The organism is Geobacillus sp. WSUCF-018B, assembly GCF_002809985.1.
Classification (GTDB): domain Bacteria; phylum Bacillota; class Bacilli; order Bacillales; family Anoxybacillaceae; genus Geobacillus; species Geobacillus thermophilus.
In genome coordinates, this window is record NZ_PIJF01000004.1 from 34,778 (window position 1) to 51,892 (window position 17,115).

Annotated in this window: 20 protein-coding genes; 7 read left to right on the plus strand and 13 right to left on the minus strand. The window is 53.2% G+C overall.

Translation table 11 applies throughout. The annotated features are described in order from the left end of the window. The first annotated feature begins 179 nt into the window (after positions 1 to 179). Positions 180 to 956: a DUF1189 domain-containing protein gene (locus CV944_RS02305; protein WP_100659080.1), complete on the plus strand. Its 777-nt coding sequence runs from the start codon at positions 180 to 182 to the stop codon at positions 954 to 956. A gap of 26 nt (positions 957 to 982) precedes the next feature. Here CV944_RS02305 and CV944_RS02310 read toward each other — a convergent pair whose 3' ends face one another. Next, positions 983 to 2,656: a methyl-accepting chemotaxis protein gene (locus CV944_RS02310; RefSeq protein ID WP_050497521.1), complete on the minus strand. Its 1,674-nt coding sequence runs from the start codon at positions 2,654 to 2,656 to the stop codon at positions 983 to 985. 132 nt (positions 2,657 to 2,788) lie between these two features. Here CV944_RS02310 and CV944_RS02315 point away from each other — a divergent pair, with 132 nt between their 5' ends. After that, on the plus strand, positions 2,789 to 3,100 hold the full coding sequence (locus CV944_RS02315) for a LysM peptidoglycan-binding domain-containing protein (protein ID WP_033010227.1): 312 nt from the start codon (positions 2,789 to 2,791) through the stop codon (positions 3,098 to 3,100). Between the two features lie 83 nt (positions 3,101 to 3,183). Then, the gene (gene ispG / locus CV944_RS02320) at positions 3,184 to 4,308 is read left to right on the plus strand and encodes a flavodoxin-dependent (E)-4-hydroxy-3-methylbut-2-enyl-diphosphate synthase (RefSeq protein ID WP_100659081.1); all 1,125 of its coding nucleotides are present in this window, start codon (positions 3,184 to 3,186) and stop codon (positions 4,306 to 4,308) included. A gap of 67 nt (positions 4,309 to 4,375) precedes the next feature. Here ispG and CV944_RS02325 read toward each other — a convergent pair whose 3' ends face one another. Then, a complete protein-coding gene (locus CV944_RS02325; RefSeq protein WP_033010230.1) occupies positions 4,376 to 4,723 on the minus strand; it encodes a hypothetical protein in 348 nt (115 codons plus the stop codon). Between the two features lie 97 nt (positions 4,724 to 4,820). Here CV944_RS02325 and CV944_RS02330 point away from each other — a divergent pair, with 97 nt between their 5' ends. Next, positions 4,821 to 5,387, plus strand: coding sequence for a nucleotidase (locus tag CV944_RS02330; protein WP_033010231.1), 567 nt, complete (start codon positions 4,821 to 4,823; stop codon positions 5,385 to 5,387). 17 nt (positions 5,388 to 5,404) lie between these two features. Here the strand turns inward: CV944_RS02330 and CV944_RS02335 are convergent, their stop codons facing one another. The 4 genes from CV944_RS02335 to CV944_RS02350 all read right to left on the minus strand — a co-directional run bounded on the left by CV944_RS02335 (position 5,405) and on the right by CV944_RS02350 (position 8,427). Then, positions 5,405 to 5,830, minus strand: coding sequence for a Fur family transcriptional regulator (locus CV944_RS02335; RefSeq protein WP_033010232.1), 426 nt, complete (start codon positions 5,828 to 5,830; stop codon positions 5,405 to 5,407). After that, complete coding sequence (locus CV944_RS02340) at positions 5,827 to 6,669, minus strand: metal ABC transporter permease (RefSeq protein ID WP_063330789.1); 843 nt, start codon at positions 6,667 to 6,669, stop codon at positions 5,827 to 5,829. Before CV944_RS02340 ends, CV944_RS02335 begins: the two co-directional genes overlap by 4 nt. 38 nt (positions 6,670 to 6,707) lie before the next feature. Next, positions 6,708 to 7,463, minus strand: coding sequence for a metal ABC transporter ATP-binding protein (locus tag CV944_RS02345; protein ID WP_033010234.1), 756 nt, complete (start codon positions 7,461 to 7,463; stop codon positions 6,708 to 6,710). Between the two features lie 82 nt (positions 7,464 to 7,545). Next, positions 7,546 to 8,427: a YitT family protein gene (locus CV944_RS02350; RefSeq protein WP_094238977.1), complete on the minus strand. Its 882-nt coding sequence runs from the start codon at positions 8,425 to 8,427 to the stop codon at positions 7,546 to 7,548. Between the two features lie 98 nt (positions 8,428 to 8,525). On the opposite strand from CV944_RS02350, the gene CV944_RS02355 reads away from it, so the two are divergent. Next, a complete protein-coding gene (locus CV944_RS02355) occupies positions 8,526 to 8,786 on the plus strand; it encodes a DUF2624 domain-containing protein (RefSeq protein WP_047818712.1) in 261 nt (86 codons plus the stop codon). A 21-nt stretch (positions 8,787 to 8,807) separates the two neighbouring features. On the opposite strand, the gene CV944_RS02360 is transcribed toward CV944_RS02355, so the two are convergent. Both CV944_RS02360 and CV944_RS02365 read right to left on the minus strand, forming a co-directional pair. Further along, on the minus strand, positions 8,808 to 9,707 hold the full coding sequence (locus CV944_RS02360) for a deoxyribonuclease IV (protein WP_063330790.1): 900 nt from the start codon (positions 9,705 to 9,707) through the stop codon (positions 8,808 to 8,810). Between the two features lie 37 nt (positions 9,708 to 9,744). Next, complete coding sequence (locus CV944_RS02365; protein ID WP_050367557.1) at positions 9,745 to 11,055, minus strand: DEAD/DEAH box helicase; 1,311 nt, start codon at positions 11,053 to 11,055, stop codon at positions 9,745 to 9,747. 184 nt (positions 11,056 to 11,239) lie between these two features. On the opposite strand from CV944_RS02365, the gene vrrA reads away from it, so the two are divergent. Both vrrA and CV944_RS02375 read left to right on the plus strand, forming a co-directional pair. Continuing rightward, entirely contained in the window at positions 11,240 to 11,779 is a 540-nt protein-coding gene (gene vrrA / locus CV944_RS02370) for a VrrA/YqfQ family protein (protein ID WP_100659101.1), read from the plus strand. Between the two features lie 123 nt (positions 11,780 to 11,902). Further along, entirely contained in the window at positions 11,903 to 12,853 is a 951-nt protein-coding gene (locus CV944_RS02375) for a 4-hydroxy-3-methylbut-2-enyl diphosphate reductase (RefSeq protein ID WP_044743145.1), read from the plus strand. A gap of 79 nt (positions 12,854 to 12,932) precedes the next feature. On the opposite strand, the gene CV944_RS02380 is transcribed toward CV944_RS02375, so the two are convergent. The 5 genes from CV944_RS02380 to rpoD all read right to left on the minus strand — a co-directional run bounded on the left by CV944_RS02380 (position 12,933) and on the right by rpoD (position 17,090). Next, positions 12,933 to 14,054, minus strand: coding sequence for a Nif3-like dinuclear metal center hexameric protein (locus tag CV944_RS02380; RefSeq protein WP_033007938.1), 1,122 nt, complete (start codon positions 14,052 to 14,054; stop codon positions 12,933 to 12,935). Then, positions 14,051 to 14,755, minus strand: a complete 705-nt coding sequence (locus CV944_RS02385) for a tRNA (adenine(22)-N(1))-methyltransferase (RefSeq protein ID WP_100659082.1) — start codon at positions 14,753 to 14,755, stop codon at positions 14,051 to 14,053. The genes CV944_RS02380 and CV944_RS02385 overlap by 4 nt, the downstream gene beginning before the upstream one ends. 144 nt (positions 14,756 to 14,899) lie before the next feature. Next, complete coding sequence (gene cccA / locus CV944_RS02390) at positions 14,900 to 15,262, minus strand: cytochrome c550 (RefSeq protein ID WP_100659083.1); 363 nt, start codon at positions 15,260 to 15,262, stop codon at positions 14,900 to 14,902. A gap of 108 nt (positions 15,263 to 15,370) precedes the next feature. Further along, positions 15,371 to 15,886 (minus strand): hypothetical protein, encoded by a 516-nt coding sequence (locus CV944_RS02395; RefSeq protein ID WP_100659084.1) that lies wholly within the window; start codon positions 15,884 to 15,886, stop codon positions 15,371 to 15,373. A 73-nt stretch (positions 15,887 to 15,959) separates the two neighbouring features. After that, positions 15,960 to 17,090, minus strand: coding sequence for an RNA polymerase sigma factor RpoD (rpoD, locus tag CV944_RS02400; protein ID WP_033007929.1), 1,131 nt, complete (start codon positions 17,088 to 17,090; stop codon positions 15,960 to 15,962). Positions 17,091 to 17,115: the final 25 nt, after the last annotated feature.

Sequence of the window (17,115 nt, forward strand, 5' to 3'; positions counted from 1 at the left end):
CCTCCTTCTTTTGCATTATGTAAGCGGACGCTGCACGTCCGTTCAAAATCAGCTTACCAAAATTGCCACAATGTTTCAATGAATTTGCCTGTCCACCAATGAACAGGAAACGATCACAGTTGAATTCGCCTGTTCCAGCATATACAATGGAAATGGAGAAAAAGAAAGGTGTGGCCATGATGAATGTATTCGTCCAACTATGGAAAAGCCTATATTCCCCCAAAGACATCGCCCGTTTTCGATTTCAAGGAATTGGAAAAACAATTGGCTATTTGTTTTTGCTGACGCTTTTATCCGTTCTCCCAACTTTTTACTATGCTTCAACGTCGCTAGCTGAGAGCATTCGCACGACAAGCGCTTTGTTGCGTAACGACCTCCCGCCCTTTTCGATTGAAAACGGCGAGCTTCGCTCAGCGGCGGCTGAACCGATTCATATTGACCAAGGTGGATTTACGATCGTTTTTGACAGCACGGGTAAGGTGACGAGACGGGAAGTAGAACGGTTGCCGAATGCCATCGCCTTGTTGAAACATGAGGCTGTGCTCGTCGCCGGCTATCAGGCGCAGCACTACAGCTATGCCATGTTTCCAGACGTAACCATCACTGATGAGGACGTGCGCGTGTTTATTGCCAGCTTGCAGTCGCTTCTCCCGGTTCTTATTCCGCTTTTCGGGCTTGTTTTATATGTGCTCGCTTGCGCGGGGAAATTCGTCAGCGTTTGCTTACTCGCTTTCTTTGGCCTCATGTTTGCCGGCATGTTAGACAAAAAGCTTCGCTACCGTCATACATGGATCATGTCGGCTTATGCGATTACGCTGTCGACGGTCTTTTTTGCTTTAATGGAAACAGTCCAAACGATCGTGCCGTATAGCACCTTTATCCATTGGTTCGTTTCGCTCGCCGTTCTCTTTTTGGCGGTGAAGGAAGTTCCTGCCTCAGCCCAGCGAAACAGCTAGCCGCCAAGGAGTTCCTTGGCGGCTTTTTATCCGGCCGTTTCAAACTGTTTCACGCTTTGCCTCAACGTTTGGCCGAGCTCAATAAGCTCAAGCCCGATTCGATACATCGCCTTCATATCTGTTGTTTGTGTGTGGGAAGAATGAAGCATCTGTTCAGCGCTTGCCAATGTTTGTTGGGCCGTTGATACGAACGAAATGGTTGCCTGTTCCATCGGAGGAACCGAATTTGCCAACTCTCCCATATGTCGTTTCATACCCTCGATCTTCTCTGTCACAACTGCAATCTCCCTTAGCAATTCCTCGAAGGAACATTTCGAGCGGTACGCTGTCTGCATATACGTAGAAAAACGTTCGGAAACGAGCATGCCTTGCTTCGTTGTCGCGATGATGACATCGACCATCTCTTCCGTTGTTTTCGCAATCGACTCAACCGCTTTTCCTGATTGCTCCGCTAACCGCCTTATTTCTTTCGCCACGACAGCAAACCCTTTTCCAGCTTCTCCTGCTCTCGCCGCTTCAATCGTTGCGTTCAAAGAAAGATATTTCGTTTGCTCAGCGATCGTGCGAATCACTTGCACGATGTTGGCAACGGACGATGAGTAGCTCTCAACCTTTTTGACGGCGCCGGCCATTTGGGCAATTTCCTGCTCGAGTGCCTGAATGGACTGCGTCAGTTGCTTAATTTGTCTTCCCCCTTCCAAAGCAGCCGTATTCATATGTTGGGAGCTTTCTTGGATCATCTCCATCTGGTCAGTGACTTGCACCATATCCTCTTTCATTCGCTGAAAGAAGGTAATCGTTGCGTCTGAAGAAGATGCCGTTTCCGCAGCACCGCTTTTCACCATTCCGACTGCTTCCATTAATTCCTGATTACTCTCCACTGTCTTTTTAGATACTGTTTTTAATTGCTCGCCTTTATCCGAAAGCTGTTCTGTTGTAACCGATATGCGATAAATCATCTCCCGCATATTGCGAACCATCTGTTGGAAACTGGCGGACAACGATTGAATTTCCCGGGTGCGGGAAATGATGGACAGGTCGCTGCTCAAATCTCCATTCGCCACCTTTTTCATCGCTCGCTGAAGGCTGACGATAGGTGCTATCACCGTTCGGACAAACGCGATGATGACCAATGAGGCCGCACATGCGCTGATCAATGTTGCCGCCAAAATAAAAACAGCCATTTGGCGCACAGCCGTCATGTATGAACTTGTAGGCACAGCAATAACATAGATTCCTTTTAATTCCTGTATATTCCGGTAAACAAGTGTATAATCTTTTCCATTTATAACGGCATAGGAAATCCCATTTCTTTTCTTTTTCATATGTTCGGTGAGCGTCTCCGGAAGCAAAAGCTGTGAGCGCCGGCTTATGTAGAATGGGCGAACCGTTTCAGCAACGAGAAAAAATTCAGCCGGCATCCCATCTTGCATCAATTCGGCTTGTTGCTTGCGGACGCCCTCGTTCACACGCTCCATAAACTGTTCTTGATCCCCTATGTACATAAATAAAAGGTTTTGCACCAGTTCATACATCATATCCGTTTCCCGCTCAAGGCGTTGCTCAATCGCTTGCATTGTCTCCTTTTTGGCTTTCGCATACGATACTGCGCCAACCAGTCCAACTGAGATGGCTACAATGCCGACAAATAAAATGATTAACTGGTTTTGCAACTTCATCTCTCTTCGTGTTTTTTTCATGCTCGTCCCCCTCCTTCTCCCATTATGTCGGCCAACTATTAAGCCCGTGTAAATACTTTGTAATTTTTTTGAATTGTTCTCATATTTCACGCGGACAAGCATACATTTCATAAAAAAAGCGGTGGAGGAATCATGAAAAAGTGGCTGCTTGTTTGTGTCGCCATCCTTGTCGGCTGCATCGCCTACCGGGATTTGACAACCGGAACGCTTCCGACGTCATCGAACCCGCTGATCGTCGACGAGACGATCGGCAGCCTTGCTTACAAAACGATTAAAATTAAAGCCGGAGACACCCTTTTGTCCATTGCCGAGCGTGAACAGCAAGGGCCGCTTCCCGTTTCAATCGACACGTTGATCCGCGACTTTGAGAAGCTGAATCCCGGCACAAAGGCGAACGCTCTTCAAATTGGAAAAGTATATAAAATCCCAGTATATAAAAAATAAGCGTAGTGTATTTCTTGCTAACGTGTTGTCACTACTGATAAACTTAGGGCAGGACAGCATTTGGTTTAAAGGAGCGAATGTTCGTGGGTGACATAATCCATCGTTCAAAAACGCGGCCCGTCCGCGTCGGTCCGCTGACGATCGGCGGCAGCAATGAAGTAACGATTCAAAGCATGACGACGACGAAAACGCACGATGTCGAGGCGACGGTGGCGCAAATCCGCCGGCTTGAGGAGGCGGGCTGTCAAATCGTCCGCGTCGCCTGCCCGGACGAGCGGGCGGCTGAGGCCATACCGGAAATAAAAAAGCGAATCAACATCCCGCTTGTCGCCGACATCCACTTTGACTATAAATTGGCGCTGAAAGCGATCGAAGGCGGCGTCGATAAAATCCGCATCAATCCAGGCAACATCGGGCGCCGCGAAAAAGTCGAAGCGGTCGTGAAAGCGGCGAAAGAGCGCGGCGTGCCGATCCGCATCGGCGTCAACGCCGGATCGCTGGAAAAACGCATTTTAGAAAAATACGGATATCCAACAGCCGACGGCATGGTCGAGAGCGCCTTATACCATATCCGCATCTTGGAAGAACTCGATTTTCACGACATTATCGTTTCGTTGAAAGCGTCCGATGTGCGCCTCGCCATTGAAGCGTACGAAAAAGCGGCGCGCACGTTCGACTACCCGCTCCATGTCGGCATCACCGAAGCGGGAACGCTTTTCTCCGGCACGATCAAAAGCGCGGTTGGACTCGGCGCCATTTTAAGCAAAGGGATCGGCAACACGATCCGCGTTTCGTTAAGCGCCGACCCGGTTGAAGAGGTAAAAGTGGCGCGCGAAATTTTAAAAACGTTCGGGCTCGCCTCCAATGCGGCGACGCTCATTTCCTGCCCGACGTGCGGGCGGATTGAGATCGATTTGATCAGCATCGCCAATGAAATCGAGGACTATATCGCCAAAATTAAGGCGCCGATCAAAGTCGCCGTGCTCGGTTGCGCGGTCAACGGCCCGGGCGAAGCGCGCGAGGCGGATATCGGCATCGCCGGCGCCCGCGGCGAAGGCTTGTTGTTCCGCCACGGCAAAATTGTCCGCAAAGTACCGGAAGAACAAATGGTAGAAGAGCTGAAAAAGGAAATCGACAAGCTGGCGGAAGAATATTTTGCGAAACAAAAGGAAAAAGAAGCCTCCCTGAAAAGCGGCGCCCCGGAATAAACGGGGCGCGCCAACGGGCGGACGCCGAAAATAGGGCGTCCCCGCCTTGGGGACACCCTCGCTTTTTTTACGTATAAAACGGCATAATAAACAGGCGGACGAGAATGGCGATGACGCCAATCCCGATGGCCCAAGCCCCAAGCGTTTCCGCCCCGCGCCGGCGTGCAATAAAACCGACGATGATGCCGGCGGCTCCTAACAAAATCGGCCAAATAAACAAGGCGATGATCGACAACGCCAGGGCGAGCCATCCAAGCCCGGCGCCGCCTGCGCGTTCTTCATCCCGCTCGTCGCGGCGGCGAATCGGTTCAGCGACTTCCGCCGCTGTTTCTTCCATGAAAGTGCGTTCTGGTTCCTCTTTTCCGATCGATTGCACGTAACTTCCATTATACGTGCGCTCGCGGTCATCTGCCATATGCTTCCCTCGCTTTCCTAAAGTAAGGAGCATTCTTAGTATGAGAAACCGGTGTCATTTTATCAGTGTGAATATTTTCTAAAAGGGGGATGCGACGATGAAACACCGGCTCGGGATCGACATTGACGGCACGGTGACGTGTCCGAGCACATTTATTCCGTATTTAAACGAGGCATTTGGCAAACCACTCACATTAGGCGACATTACACAATATAATTTGGCGCCGCTGTACGGGACAACGGAGGAAGAAATGGACCGGTGGCTTGCGGAAAATGAGGCGGGCATTTACGAACGTGCGCCGCTGGCTCGCTACGCGCTTGAGGTGATTGACAGCTGGAAAGACAAATACGAGCTGTATTACATCAGCGCCCGCGGCCGCCATTTGTACGAGCTCACCGAACGCTGGTTTCAACGGCACGGCATCCATTACCACCATATTGAGCTGATCGGGTCCCACGATAAAATCGCCGCCGTCCGCCAATACAGGCTGGCCGCCTTTTTTGAAGATAAATACGATAACGCTTGTGAGATCGCAGAAGCATGCGGCATCCCGGTCATTTTGTTTGACACGCCATACAACCAAGGCCCGCTTCCTGACAATGTCATCCGCGTCCGGCATTGGCTCGAGGCCAAGCGTGAAGTCGAGCTGCGCTTGGCGCCATAAGAAAAACATCTCCCGTCTTATATCGGGAGATGTTTTTGGCATTGCGGACATGTTCCGTAAATTTCAAATTTATGGTCGGCGATTTCGTAGCCGTCGAGCTGCGTGGCCAGCCTTTCCATTGGACATATATCGATTTCTTTTGTTTTCCCGCACTCGGTGCAAATGAAATGATGGTGATGGCGGCGGGCGTCACAGGCGAACCGAAACCGTTTCTCTCCTGACAACTCGGTCATCTCCAAAATGCCGAGCGCAGCAAAGAGCGACAAATTGCGGTACACCGTGTCAACGCTTAAGCCCGGATAAGCGGGACGAAGCGCCTCAAGCACTTCTTTTGCCGTCAAATATTTGTCGCGGCCGGCAAACAGCTCGAGCATTTGTTTCCGTTTTTCCGTATATTTAAACCCTTTTTCCTTCATTAACTGCAACGCTTCGCCGACGTTCATCGCGACCGCCCCCTTCTCCATTTTTTCCATCCTAATACGAGAAGCAAAATGGCCACGGCCATCATGACAATCGTTCCGCCCGGCGCCCAATCGAGTTCGTATGCCACCAGCAAGCCGACGATGACGGAAAGCTCCCCGAAGAAAACGGAATATGCGATGGCTTGTTTAAAGCTTTTGGCGATGCGGATGCTCGCGGCCACCGGCAGCGTCATGAGCGAAGAAACGAGCAGCACGCCAACGATGCGCATCGACGCCGCGATGACGAGAGCGACAAGCACGATAAACAAAAAATGAATGAGCTTGGCGCGGACGCCGGAAACGCGGGCATATTCCTCATCAAACGAGAGAAGAAACAATTCCTTGTAAAAAGCGAAAATGACGGCGGCAGCAACAATCGCGACGCCGAGCGCCGTTCCGACATCAGAGCGGCTGACAGCGCTCACGCTGCCGAACAAGTACGAAAACAAATCAGTTGTAAATCCGTTGGCCGCTGAAATCAAAATCACACTTAAGCCGATGCCGGCCGATAAAATGATCGGAATGGCAAGCTCCTCATAATGCCGGTACACAGCACGCAGCTTTTCGATAAACAGCGAGCCGATGACGGAAAAGCCCATGCCGATGTACAGCGGGTTCCATCCGGCTGCCGCCGGCACGGACTTCCCGAGCAGCAGCCCGGCGGCAATGCCGGCAAGCGTGACATGGCTCAACGCATCCGCGATGAGCGAGAGCCGCCGAACAACGATAAACACGCCAAGCAGCGGCGCGGCAAATCCGGTCAATACCCCGGCCCAGAAGGCGTTGCGCAAAAACTCGTACTGCCATAAGGCTTCCCACACGTGTCATTCCTCCAACGTCAATCGTTTATATGGCCCCTCTAGTGCTCGTGGGAGAGAACGTGAAGCGGATGCCCGTAAAACTGCGAAATGGCTTCGTCGCCAAGCTGTTCAAACTCCTCCGCTTTTCCATGGAAATAGAGGCGTCTGTTCAAACAGGCGATATGGGTGACCCGCTCCGTAATCGTCCCGATGTCGTGCGTCACTAAGATAAGCGTCAAACCGCGGCGGTTCAAATCGCCAAGCAGCTCATAAAACTCGTGCACATGGCGGGCATCCACGCCGACCGTCGGCTCGTCTAAAATGAGCAAATCCGGTTGGCTCGCCAACGCCCGGGCGATAAACACCCGCTGCTGCTGGCCGCCGGACAGCTCGCCGATATTGCGCTTCGCCAACTCGCTCAGCCCAACAGCCTCAAGCGCCGCCGTGACCGCCCGCCGGTCTTCTTTCGTCAACAGGCGGAACAAGCCGCGTTTCGCCGTCAATCCGCTCGCCGCCACTTCCTCAACCGTCGCCGGAAAGCTGCGGTTGAAGCTGTTCGCTTTTTGCGACACGAAACCGATTCGATGCCATTCGCGAAACGATTCAATCGGCTCGCCGAACAAAAAAATGCGGCCGCTGTTCGGTTTTAACAAGCCGAGCACACATTTGAGCAGCGTCGATTTTCCCGAGCCGTTCGGGCCGACCAATCCTAAAAATGCTCCTTTCGGCACCGTTAAACTAACATGCTCAAGCACGTTCTCGTTTTCATAGCGGAACGACACATCCTCAATTTGCAAAACAAGCCCACTCTCCATGGCGGTTCTCCCTTGCTAATTCAGAATCATTCTGATTTGCTTCACTATGCAAGTATACCCCGCCATCCGCGTTTTGTAAACCTCAATGAATCGCTGATTTAAAGCGGGCGCCGCGCACTTCATGCGTCGGCATAATGGTGATGAACGCATCCGGGTCGATTTCATTGACGATCGATTTTAGTTTTGTCACTTCCAAGCGCGTGACGACCGCATAAATAATTTCTTTTTCTTCATCGGTGTAGCCGCCTTTGCCGATCAATTTCGTCGTTCCGCGGCCGAGGCGGTGCAAAATGGCGTCCGAAATCTCCGCATAATAATCAGTGACAATAAAAGCGGCCCGCGTCTCATCAAGCCCTTCGATGACTGCGTCGATCGTCTTGGAAGCAATATAGTACGTCATGACCGAATACATCGCCGCCTCGACCCCGAGCACAAACGCCGCCCAGCCGAAAATAAAGACGTTGACAAACATGACGAACTCCCCGACGGAAAACGGGATTTTTTTCGTCAACAAAATTCCTAAAATTTCCGTCCCATCGAGCGACCCACCATGGCGAATGACCAACCCGACGCCAAGCCCAAGCGCCAAACCGCCAAACACCGTTGCCAAAATCGGCTCGGCCGTCAGCGGGGAAAAATGATGAAATGCCCGTTCAGCGGCTCCGAGAATGACGACGCCTAAAATCGTCGACAACATAAACGTTTTGCCGATGTGCTTGTAGCCGAAATACATAAACGGGGCGTTTAAGAGGATGACAAGCGTGGCAAAATTGAGCAGCCGCCATTCATCTGGGATCAAGTAATCGAGGATGAGCGAAACACCGATAATGCCGCCATCGATCATTTTATTCGGAACAAGCAGCCGCTCGATCGCGAAGGCAGCCAATGCCGCGCCGATGGCGATCATGACCACCCGGTACAACACATGGTTCAACGGTTCCTTTTTATGCTGTTTTGCCGCCAAATTACCACCCTTTCTCCCTTTGCTTTCATTTCCATTATATCATACACCCCTTTTCTGTTCACGCCATATGATGGAAGAGAACGAAGGAGGCGGTGGCAATGAATTTTTATCAACAGCTTGTCAAGCAAAAGTTGAAAACGATCACCCCAGAGGAATTGGCGGCCTACAGCCGGGACTACGGCCTGCCGATTACCGTCAGCCAGGCGAAAAAAATTCTCCATCTGGCCCGGACGAATGATATCAACGTTTTCGATCCGCAAGAACGGAAAAAATGGGTGCGCGAGCTGGCGAAAATCACCTCGCCGGAGATCGCCAAAAAAGCGAACGAACTGTTTTTGCAATTTGTGCAAAAAAAGTAAAAAAGGGCGGAACGCCCTTTTTTATTGCTCGTCAGCTGCAATTTTCTCAAGCAATCGATCATCAAAGGTCTTTGCCCGCAGCATCGCAATTTCATGCTTGTACGGTGGTTTTTTGTTGTTTTTCTCCTCACCGACATACGGCGTTTCTAAAATTTTTGGAATATCCTCCAGTTGTGGATGATGGACGATATAATTGAGCGCAGCAAACCCGATATGGCCGAACCCGATGTTTTCATGGCGGTCTTTTCGGCTGCCGCGCGGGTTTTTGCTGTCGTTGATGTGCAGTACTTTCAGCCGCCCGAGACCGATGATCCGGTCAAACTCCTCAAGGACGCCGTCAAAATCGTTGACGATGTCATAGCCGGCGTCATGCGTATGGCATGTATCAAAGCAAACGGACAGCTTATCATTATAGGCGACGCCGTCGATAATGTACGCGAGCTCCTCAAACGTCCGCCCGCATTCCGATCCTTTGCCGGCCATCGTCTCAAGCGCGATTTGCACGGTCTGCCCGCGCGTCAACACTTCATTCAGCCCGCGGATGATTTGCCGGAGCCCCGCCTCCGCCCCGGCGCCGACATGAGCACCCGGGTGCAGCACAAGCTGGCTCGCCCCTATCGCTTCTGTCCGCTCGATTTCAGCGCGCAAAAAATCAACGCCAAGCGCAAACGTATCAAGGTTGACCGTGTTCCCGATGTTGATGATGTACGGGGCGTGAACGACGATCTCCTCAATGCCGTGCGCCGCCATATGTTTTCGCCCGGCTTCGATATTGAGTTCCTCGATCGCCTTGCGCCTTGTGTTTTGCGGCGCCCCCGTGTAAATCATAAACGTATTCGCGCCGTAGGAAACGGCTTCCTCACTGGCGGCGAGCAGCATGTTTTTGCCGCTCATCGACACGTGTGAACCGATTTTTAGCATCCTCTTCTCTCCCTTTTCGTTTCATTCCGGGCCAAGACTACAATTGTTTGAAACGGCCAAGCCGCTTTTTCTTCTTTTCGAGCTCGGCGCGCAGCTTTTTCTTATAGCCCGGCTTCACTTTCTTCGCCTTTTTCAGCTTGGCGATCACCGGCGCGAGTTCGTCTTTCTTTTCGCCCGCCCGCTTGCTCCGCCGGTTCCATGGCGGGAGCTCTTTCCATTCGCCGCGCACAAGATCGCGGTGGACGAACGAAATGCCCATTTTCTCCAGGCGGGCGATCGCATCCTGGTCGGACGGCTCGTAAATCGTCGCCGCAATGCCGTTGTAGCCGGCGCGCGCCGTCCTTCCAGCGCGGTGGATGTAAAACTGTAAATCATCCGGCAGTTCGTAGTTGACAACATGGCTGACTCCTTCGATGTCGATGCCGCGCGCCGCCAAATCGGTGGCGACCACGTATTGAAACTCGAGATCGCGGATTTGGTTCATCACTTTTTTTCGTTCGCGCGGCGTCAAATCGCCGTGCAGCACGCCGACTTTCAGCCCTTGTTCCGCAAGAAGGTCGGCGACTTCATCCGCCATCTTTCTCGTGTTGACGAACACGATGGCCAAATACGGGTTGTAGCTGACAAGCACATCATGAAGCAGCCTAGCCTTCTCGCGCCCACGCAGCGGAATGAGCACATGCTCGATGTTTTCGTTTGCCGCCTGTCTCGGCTTGACCTGGACGAATGTTGGATTTTCCATATATTTTTTCAAAAACGGCTTCAGCTTTTCCGGAATGGTCGCCGAAAACACAAGCATTTGCAACTCTTTCGGCATGCGGGCGGCGATTTGGTCCACATCGACGAGAAAGCCCATATCCAGCATCAAATCGGCCTCATCAACAACAAGAGTGCGCGCCGTATGCACATCAAGCGCCTGCTCGCGGATGAAATCGTTGATGCGCCCCGGCGTGCCGATGACGATGTGCGGCTGCACCGTCAATTTCTCGAGCGCTTTTTGCTTATCCGTCCCGCCGATGAAACAGCGGGCGATGATCATGTGGTCTTTCGGGCAAAATTTTGTAATCTTCAATGTCTCATGATAAATTTGCGTCGCCAGCTCGCGCGTCGGCGCCGTGATGACAGCCTGCACTTCCGCACGCTCCGGATCGATCTTTTCGATGATCGGCAACAAATAGGCATGCGTTTTCCCTGTCCCGGTTTGCGACTGGCCGACCATGCTTTCGCCGCGCAACGCCCCCGGAATGATGCGTTCTTGAATTTCCGTCGGTTTATAAAAACGAAGCGCCTTAATGGCTTCGATGACAAACGGTTGAAACGAAAAACGGGCAAACTGCGTCTCCGTCATTCCACCACAACTCCCTTCTGCCTGAGCCGCTCCATTCGCTTCACCATTATAGCGAATGTCGGAGGTCGGCCGCAACTAAAGACCACGGCAGCGGGAAAAACCTTTCCCGCCTCGCCCGCATATTGTATGAACGAGGACGATTGTTCATCCGCACAGTGGAAAGGAGGCAACTGTCATGAGTGCCATGAGATACAGCCGGCCCCCGATGATGCCTTCTCCATTCATCGGTGCCCCGCCCGCCCCGTTCGCCCGCATGCCGGCCCCGTTCCCTCGCCCCGGCGGCGCAGGCGGCCTGCTAGCCCGTTTATTTTCCCGCGGGCAGCCGCCAACGGCGGTCCCATCTCCATGGGGGATGCCGCTATTGCAAAACACAGCCGCCAACGCCGCCACAACAGCCAACACAGGCAGCGGGTTTATCGGCATGTTAAACAACGTGCAAAAAATGCTCGGCATCGCACAAAACGTCATGCCAATGGTGCAGCAGTACGGGCCGCTCATCCGCAATCTTCCGGCGATGATCCGCATTTTTCGTGAGTTGAAACCAGCTGATAAAAAAGAGGAGAACCCCACCCAACCGGAGCGCGCACCGGCTGAAGAGGAGAAACGAAAATCAGGAGGGCAGGCGGCCAAGAAACGCCCCGTTCCGCGGCCAAAGCGCGAAGAGCTAGCAGAAAAGCGCACGCCAGCCGCACCCAAACCATCAACCCCCAAGCTGTATATATAGCCATTTTCCGCCCCAGCGCTGCTTGTTGCCGTTTGGGGCGATTATTCTTTGTCTTCCCTTCCGCTCTCCGATATAATGAAAGGTGAACAACCGCCGCACGGTCGGCGGCAGGGAGGGAAAACGATGGAAGTCATTAAAATCACCCCGCGCGGATATTGCTACGGGGTTGTCGATGCGATGGTGATCGCCCGCAATGCGGCTTTGGATCCGTCATTGCCAAGGCCCATTTATATTCTTGGAATGATCGTCCATAACAAACACGTCACCGATGCGTTTGCCGAAGAAGGCATTATTACACTCGATGGAGAAAACCGGCTTGAGATTTTGGAAAAAATCGACCGCGGCACGGTCATTTTCACCGCCCACGGCGTATCGCCGGAAGTGAAAAAGCGGGCGCTCGAAAAAGGGCTGGTCACGATCGATGCAACGTGCCCGGATGTGACGAAAACACACCGCTTGATCGAACAAAAGCTCGCGGATGGCTATGACATCATTTACATCGGCAAAAAAGGGCACCCGGAGCCGGAAGGAGCGGTCGGCATCAATCCGGAGCGCATTCACCTTGTGGAAACGGTCGACGATGTCGAACGGCTCGCGTTGGAAAACAAGCGCCTTATGGTGACGAACCAAACGACAATGAGCCAGTGGGACGTCGCCGATATTATGGCGAAAGTGAAGGAAAAGTACCCGCACGTGGAAATGCATAAAGAAATTTGCCTCGCGACCCAGCTCCGGCAAGAAGCGGTCGCCGAACAGGCAAAGGACGCCGACGTGACGATCGTTGTCGGCGACCCGCGCAGCAACAACTCCAATCGCCTCGCCCAAGTGTCGGAAGAAATTGCCGGCACGAAAGCGTACCGCGTCGCGGATGTCACGGAAATCGACATCAATTGGATAAAAAATGCCAAAAAAGTCGCCGTCACCGCCGGCGCTTCGACCCCAACGCCGATCACCAAGGAAGTGATCGACTTCCTCGAGCAATTTGACCCGAACGACCCGGCGACATGGCAGCGGGAGCGGAAAGTGCCGCTGCACAAAATTTTGCCAAAAGTAAAAGCAAAGAAAGACGAGTAACAGCTCGCCCCGTTTATAAACAAAGGCTGTCCCGCAGTCGGCAAAACCGCCTGGTGGAACAGCCTTTTTCGCTTGCCGCTTAGATGAACTGAAACGGATCCGTATGAACGCTGGAGGCGATCACGTCCGTTTCCCACTGCCGCTTCCGGAGCTCTGCCATTAAATAGCGGGCTAATCCTTGCTTCATCACTTTTTCAACATTATGGCCCGGGTCGACAAGGCGCAAGCCGAGCGCCTGGGCGTCATGGGCCGTATGGTAGTACACATCGCCGGTCACGTACACGTCCGCTCCAGCCGAGGCGGCAGCAGCGACAAACTTGTTCCCGTCCCCGCCCAGTACGGCGACGGTTTGCACAAGGTCATCGAGCCGGCCGACGACGCGCACGGCCGGGACGGAAAATGCGGTTTTCACTTGTTCGGCGAAGGCGCGCAGCGTCACCGGCTGCGGCAGCCTCCCGATGCGGCCAAGCCCAAAGCGGCGCCCCTCGTTGTCAAGCGGATAAAGATCATAGGCCACTTCTTCATACGGATGGGCAGCCAGCATCGCTTGAATGACATTCCGTTCCAAGGAAGCAGGAACGATCGTCTCAATGCGCACTTCCTCCACTTCTTCGAGCTTCCCTTGTTCCCCGATAAACGGCTGCGCTCCTTCTTCCGGCAAAAACGTTCCGATGCCGTGGCTGTTGAACGTGCAATGGCTGTAGCGTCCGATATGGCCGGCGCCGGCATCGCCTAACGCCGCCCGCACCGCCTCGGCATGACTCGCCGGCACGTAGACAACGAGCTTTTTCAACGGTTCTGTATATGTTGGCACGAGCACCGCCGTCTCGCTTAAACCAAGCGCCTCGGCGAGCCAATCATTGACCCCGCCAAATGCGACGTCTAAATTCGTGTGGGCGGCATACACAGCGATGTCGTGCTTGATGCACGCCGCGATCGTCCGCCCGTGCCCGTCGTCCGTCAACAGCTGCTTAAGCGGGCGGTAGAGCGGCGGATGATGGGCGATAATCAAATCGACTCGTTGATTGATGGCTTCGGCGACGACGTCTTCCAGCACGTCGAGGGCGATCATCACTTTCCGGACCGGCTTGTTCAACGTCCCGATTTGCAGGCCGATCCGGTCCCCTTCCATGGCGAGCTGTTTCGGGGCAAGCCGTTCCACAAGCTGAATAACTTCATGACCGTACGGAACCCGGCTCATCGCAACGCCTCCTCTACCAATTGGACTTTTTTCTCCAGTTCGCGCATTTTCACCCTAGCCGCCTCGCTTTCCCCTTTCTCCGCCAAATCGGCGATAATCCGTTTCCAATGCAGAAGCTCGCGCTGCCATTTTTCGCGGAACACCTCGCTGTTTTCCCGGCGCAAAAACGGCCCAAGGAGCAATTCCGCCTCCAGATGGCGGTACGGCCGCCGGGCGTCGCCGCGCTCGGCGACAAGCACTTCGTAAATTTGCCCATCTTCCTTCAGTATGCGTTCGGCAATCAACTCCCACCCATGATCGAAGAGCCAGCGGCGGATCAGTTCAGCGCCAATGTTCGGCTGCAAAATGAGCCGTTGGACACCGACGAGCTTTTCTTTCCCCTCATCCAAAATGCGGGTGATAAGGGAGCCGCCCATGCCGGCGATCGTGATGCAATCCACTTCCCCCGGAGCGATGACAGCCAATCCGTCTCCTTTGCGCACCGAAATGCGGTCGGAAAGCCCCGTCTTTTCCACTTGTTGCTGCGCGGAGCGAATCGGGCCGTCAGCGACCTCGCCGGCAATGGCTTTTGACACATACCCGTGCAGGCAGGCATAGCAAGGCAAATACGCATGATCCGACCCAATGTCAGCGAGCACGGCTCCTTTCGGAATGAAGGAAGCGACCGTTGCCAACCGCTTTGATAGGCGAAACTCGTTCATGGCTCCTTTGGTGCAGCCCGCCTTCCTTCCACCGCTGGGCGAAGGCGGCCGCTCCTTCCTCCTTTCCTGTTCTCAAGGTCGCGCGCCTCTATTGTACTAAACAAAACATCCCTCTGCCAAAAGCAAAGGGATGTTCACCATCCATTATTTTAAACCGGCGAGCCATTTCGTCATCGCGTCGATGTTGTCAGCCGGCACAAGCCCACCCGGCATGCCGCCGCGGCCGTTTTGCAGGACATCTTTGATTTGGTCCGCCGATAACCGTTCGCCAACTCCTTTTAATGCCGGACCCATGCCGCCTTCATAATTTTGTCCGTGACAGCTGACGCACGTTTGTTGGTAAAACTGCTCCGGATTAAATTCAGCAGCCTGCTCCGTTTTTTCGCCGCCTTTTTTCTCTTTGGCCATTTCCTTCGCATCGCCTAGTCCTTTAAACGACAAGACGAACGTCAGCACAATCCCGAATGCCATAATGATGAAAAACGGGATGAGCGGATTGCGGTTCATCTCTTTTACCTCCCTTATGTATGATAAAGAACGATGCAAACAATTTTATTTTACTGTAAATAGCGGACAAGGAAAAGCCCTAAGTTTCCAAAACAAAAACAACCGGCTTCATCGCCACCAAACAACCACCGCCATAAGCGCCCCACCGACAACGGCAGAAAGAAAAAAGTAACGGAGGCGAAACAGGCGGCCAATGGCAAGCCAAATGGCACAGTTCGCCAGCACAGTCACCGTAAGCGCACCGGTTTGGCCAGGAAAGTAATGGCTGCTGACAGCAACCGTCTCCACAAGCAACAGCCACGCGCTGCCGATCAGCGGAAAATGAAGGAGCTGCCGCTCTTTCCGCCATCGCCAAACGAGCAAGAGGCACGCGGCCAAAAAAAGGGACAAAAGGAGTGTTTGCAAAACGAATGACAATTCAGTAAAATAAATGACAAGAGCAGCGGCTGGAAGCAATAAACAGAGACCAGCGGCGAGCGAGCTGCGCCACCGTCGTCCGTGCGAACGGGCGTCTCCTTCCGTGTACAACGCGAGCAAATAGTCGCAATAATGTTCCGGCAGAAGGCGCGAACGTTTCCAATATTCGATTTCTTGGATGATCGTTTCCCGTCGTTGCCGATTCATAGATAGACCACCTTTCCCATAAAGAAAGAAAAAATAGTTTACTTCCGAAGAAGTAAACTATCGAACAAACCGGTTACTCTAAAAAGTCTTTCAGCCGTTTGCTGCGGCTTGGATGACGCAGCTTGCGCAACGCTTTGGCTTCAATTTGACGGATGCGTTCGCGCGTCACGCCGAACACTTTGCCGACTTCTTCGAGCGTCCGCGTCCGTCCGTCGTCAAGCCCGAAGCGGAGACGCAGCACATTTTCCTCGCGATCCGTCAGCGTATCAAGCACATCTTCGAGCTGCTCTTTCAACAGCTCGTAAGCAGCGTGCTCGGATGGCGATGTCGCGTCTTGGTCTTCGATGAAATCGCCAAGATGCGAGTCATCTTCCTCGCCGATCGGCGTCTCGAGCGACACCGGTTCTTGGGCGATTTTCAAAATTTCCCGCACTTTTTCCGGTGTCAAATCCATTTCCTCGGCGATTTCTTCCGGCGTTGGTTCGCGCCCGAGGTCTTGGAGCAGCTGCCGTTGGACGCGGATCAGTTTATTGATCGTTTCGACCATATGCACCGGGATGCGGATCGTCCGCGCTTGATCGGCGATCGCCCTTGTGATGGCTTGGCGGATCCACCACGTCGCGTACGTGCTGAACTTGTAGCCCTTGCGGTAATCAAACTTTTCAACCGCCTTGATCAGCCCCATGTTCCCTTCCTGGATCAAATCGAGGAAAAGCATGCCGCGGCCGACATACCGTTTGGCAATGCTGACGACGAGGCGGAGGTTGGCTTCCGTCAGCCGGCGCTTCGCCTCTTCATCGCCTTGCTCGATCCGCTTCGCCAGCTCAATTTCTTCTTCCGCTGATAAAAGGGGGACACGGCCGATTTCTTTTAAGTACATGCGCACCGGGTCATTGATTTTCACGCCGGGAGGAACGGATAAGTCATTTAAGTCGAATTCCTCCTCCTTGGCCAGCTCATCGATGTCCGGATCGGCTTCCAAATCGGATTCGCTGATGACTTCAATGCCTTGGTCAGCCAAGTATTCATAATATTCGTCCATTTGGTCGGAGTCCAAATCAAAGCCGGAAAGCCGCTCGGCAATTTCTTCGTATGTGAGGATGCCGCGCTTCTTGCCGAGCTCAGCGAGCTGCTCTTTCACCTGCTCCAGCGTTTCGCCGGCAGCCGCCTCGGCCTGCTTTGATTGGGCTGGTTTTTCGGCCATTTCATTACCTCCTTTAAAAACTCAT

Excerpts from the sequence above, each read along its gene's own strand:
- CV944_RS02305 (WP_100659080.1), top strand. The coding sequence starts at position 180 with ATGAATGTATTCGTCCAACTATGGAAAAGCCTATATTCCCCCAAAGAC.
- CV944_RS02310 (WP_050497521.1), bottom strand. The coding sequence starts at position 2,656 with ATGAAAAAAACACGAAGAGAGATGAAGTTGCAAAACCAGTTAATCATT.
- CV944_RS02315 (WP_033010227.1), top strand. The coding sequence starts at position 2,789 with ATGAAAAAGTGGCTGCTTGTTTGTGTCGCCATCCTTGTCGGCTGCATC.
- CV944_RS02325 (WP_033010230.1), bottom strand. The coding sequence starts at position 4,723 with ATGGCAGATGACCGCGAGCGCACGTATAATGGAAGTTACGTGCAATCG.
- CV944_RS02330 (WP_033010231.1), top strand. The coding sequence starts at position 4,821 with ATGAAACACCGGCTCGGGATCGACATTGACGGCACGGTGACGTGTCCG.
- CV944_RS02335 (WP_033010232.1), bottom strand. The coding sequence starts at position 5,830 with ATGAACGTCGGCGAAGCGTTGCAGTTAATGAAGGAAAAAGGGTTTAAA.
- CV944_RS02345 (WP_033010234.1), bottom strand. The coding sequence starts at position 7,463 with ATGGAGAGTGGGCTTGTTTTGCAAATTGAGGATGTGTCGTTCCGCTAT.
- CV944_RS02355 (WP_047818712.1), top strand. The coding sequence starts at position 8,526 with ATGAATTTTTATCAACAGCTTGTCAAGCAAAAGTTGAAAACGATCACC.
- CV944_RS02360 (WP_063330790.1), bottom strand. The coding sequence starts at position 9,707 with ATGCTAAAAATCGGTTCACACGTGTCGATGAGCGGCAAAAACATGCTG.
- CV944_RS02365 (WP_050367557.1), bottom strand. The coding sequence starts at position 11,055 with ATGACGGAGACGCAGTTTGCCCGTTTTTCGTTTCAACCGTTTGTCATC.
- vrrA (WP_100659101.1), top strand. The coding sequence starts at position 11,240 with ATGAGATACAGCCGGCCCCCGATGATGCCTTCTCCATTCATCGGTGCC.
- CV944_RS02375 (WP_044743145.1), top strand. The coding sequence starts at position 11,903 with ATGGAAGTCATTAAAATCACCCCGCGCGGATATTGCTACGGGGTTGTC.
- CV944_RS02380 (WP_033007938.1), bottom strand. The coding sequence starts at position 14,054 with ATGAGCCGGGTTCCGTACGGTCATGAAGTTATTCAGCTTGTGGAACGG.
- CV944_RS02385 (WP_100659082.1), bottom strand. The coding sequence starts at position 14,755 with ATGAACGAGTTTCGCCTATCAAAGCGGTTGGCAACGGTCGCTTCCTTC.
- cccA (WP_100659083.1), bottom strand. The coding sequence starts at position 15,262 with ATGAACCGCAATCCGCTCATCCCGTTTTTCATCATTATGGCATTCGGG.
- CV944_RS02395 (WP_100659084.1), bottom strand. The coding sequence starts at position 15,886 with ATGAATCGGCAACGACGGGAAACGATCATCCAAGAAATCGAATATTGG.
- rpoD (WP_033007929.1), bottom strand. The coding sequence starts at position 17,090 with ATGGCCGAAAAACCAGCCCAATCAAAGCAGGCCGAGGCGGCTGCCGGC.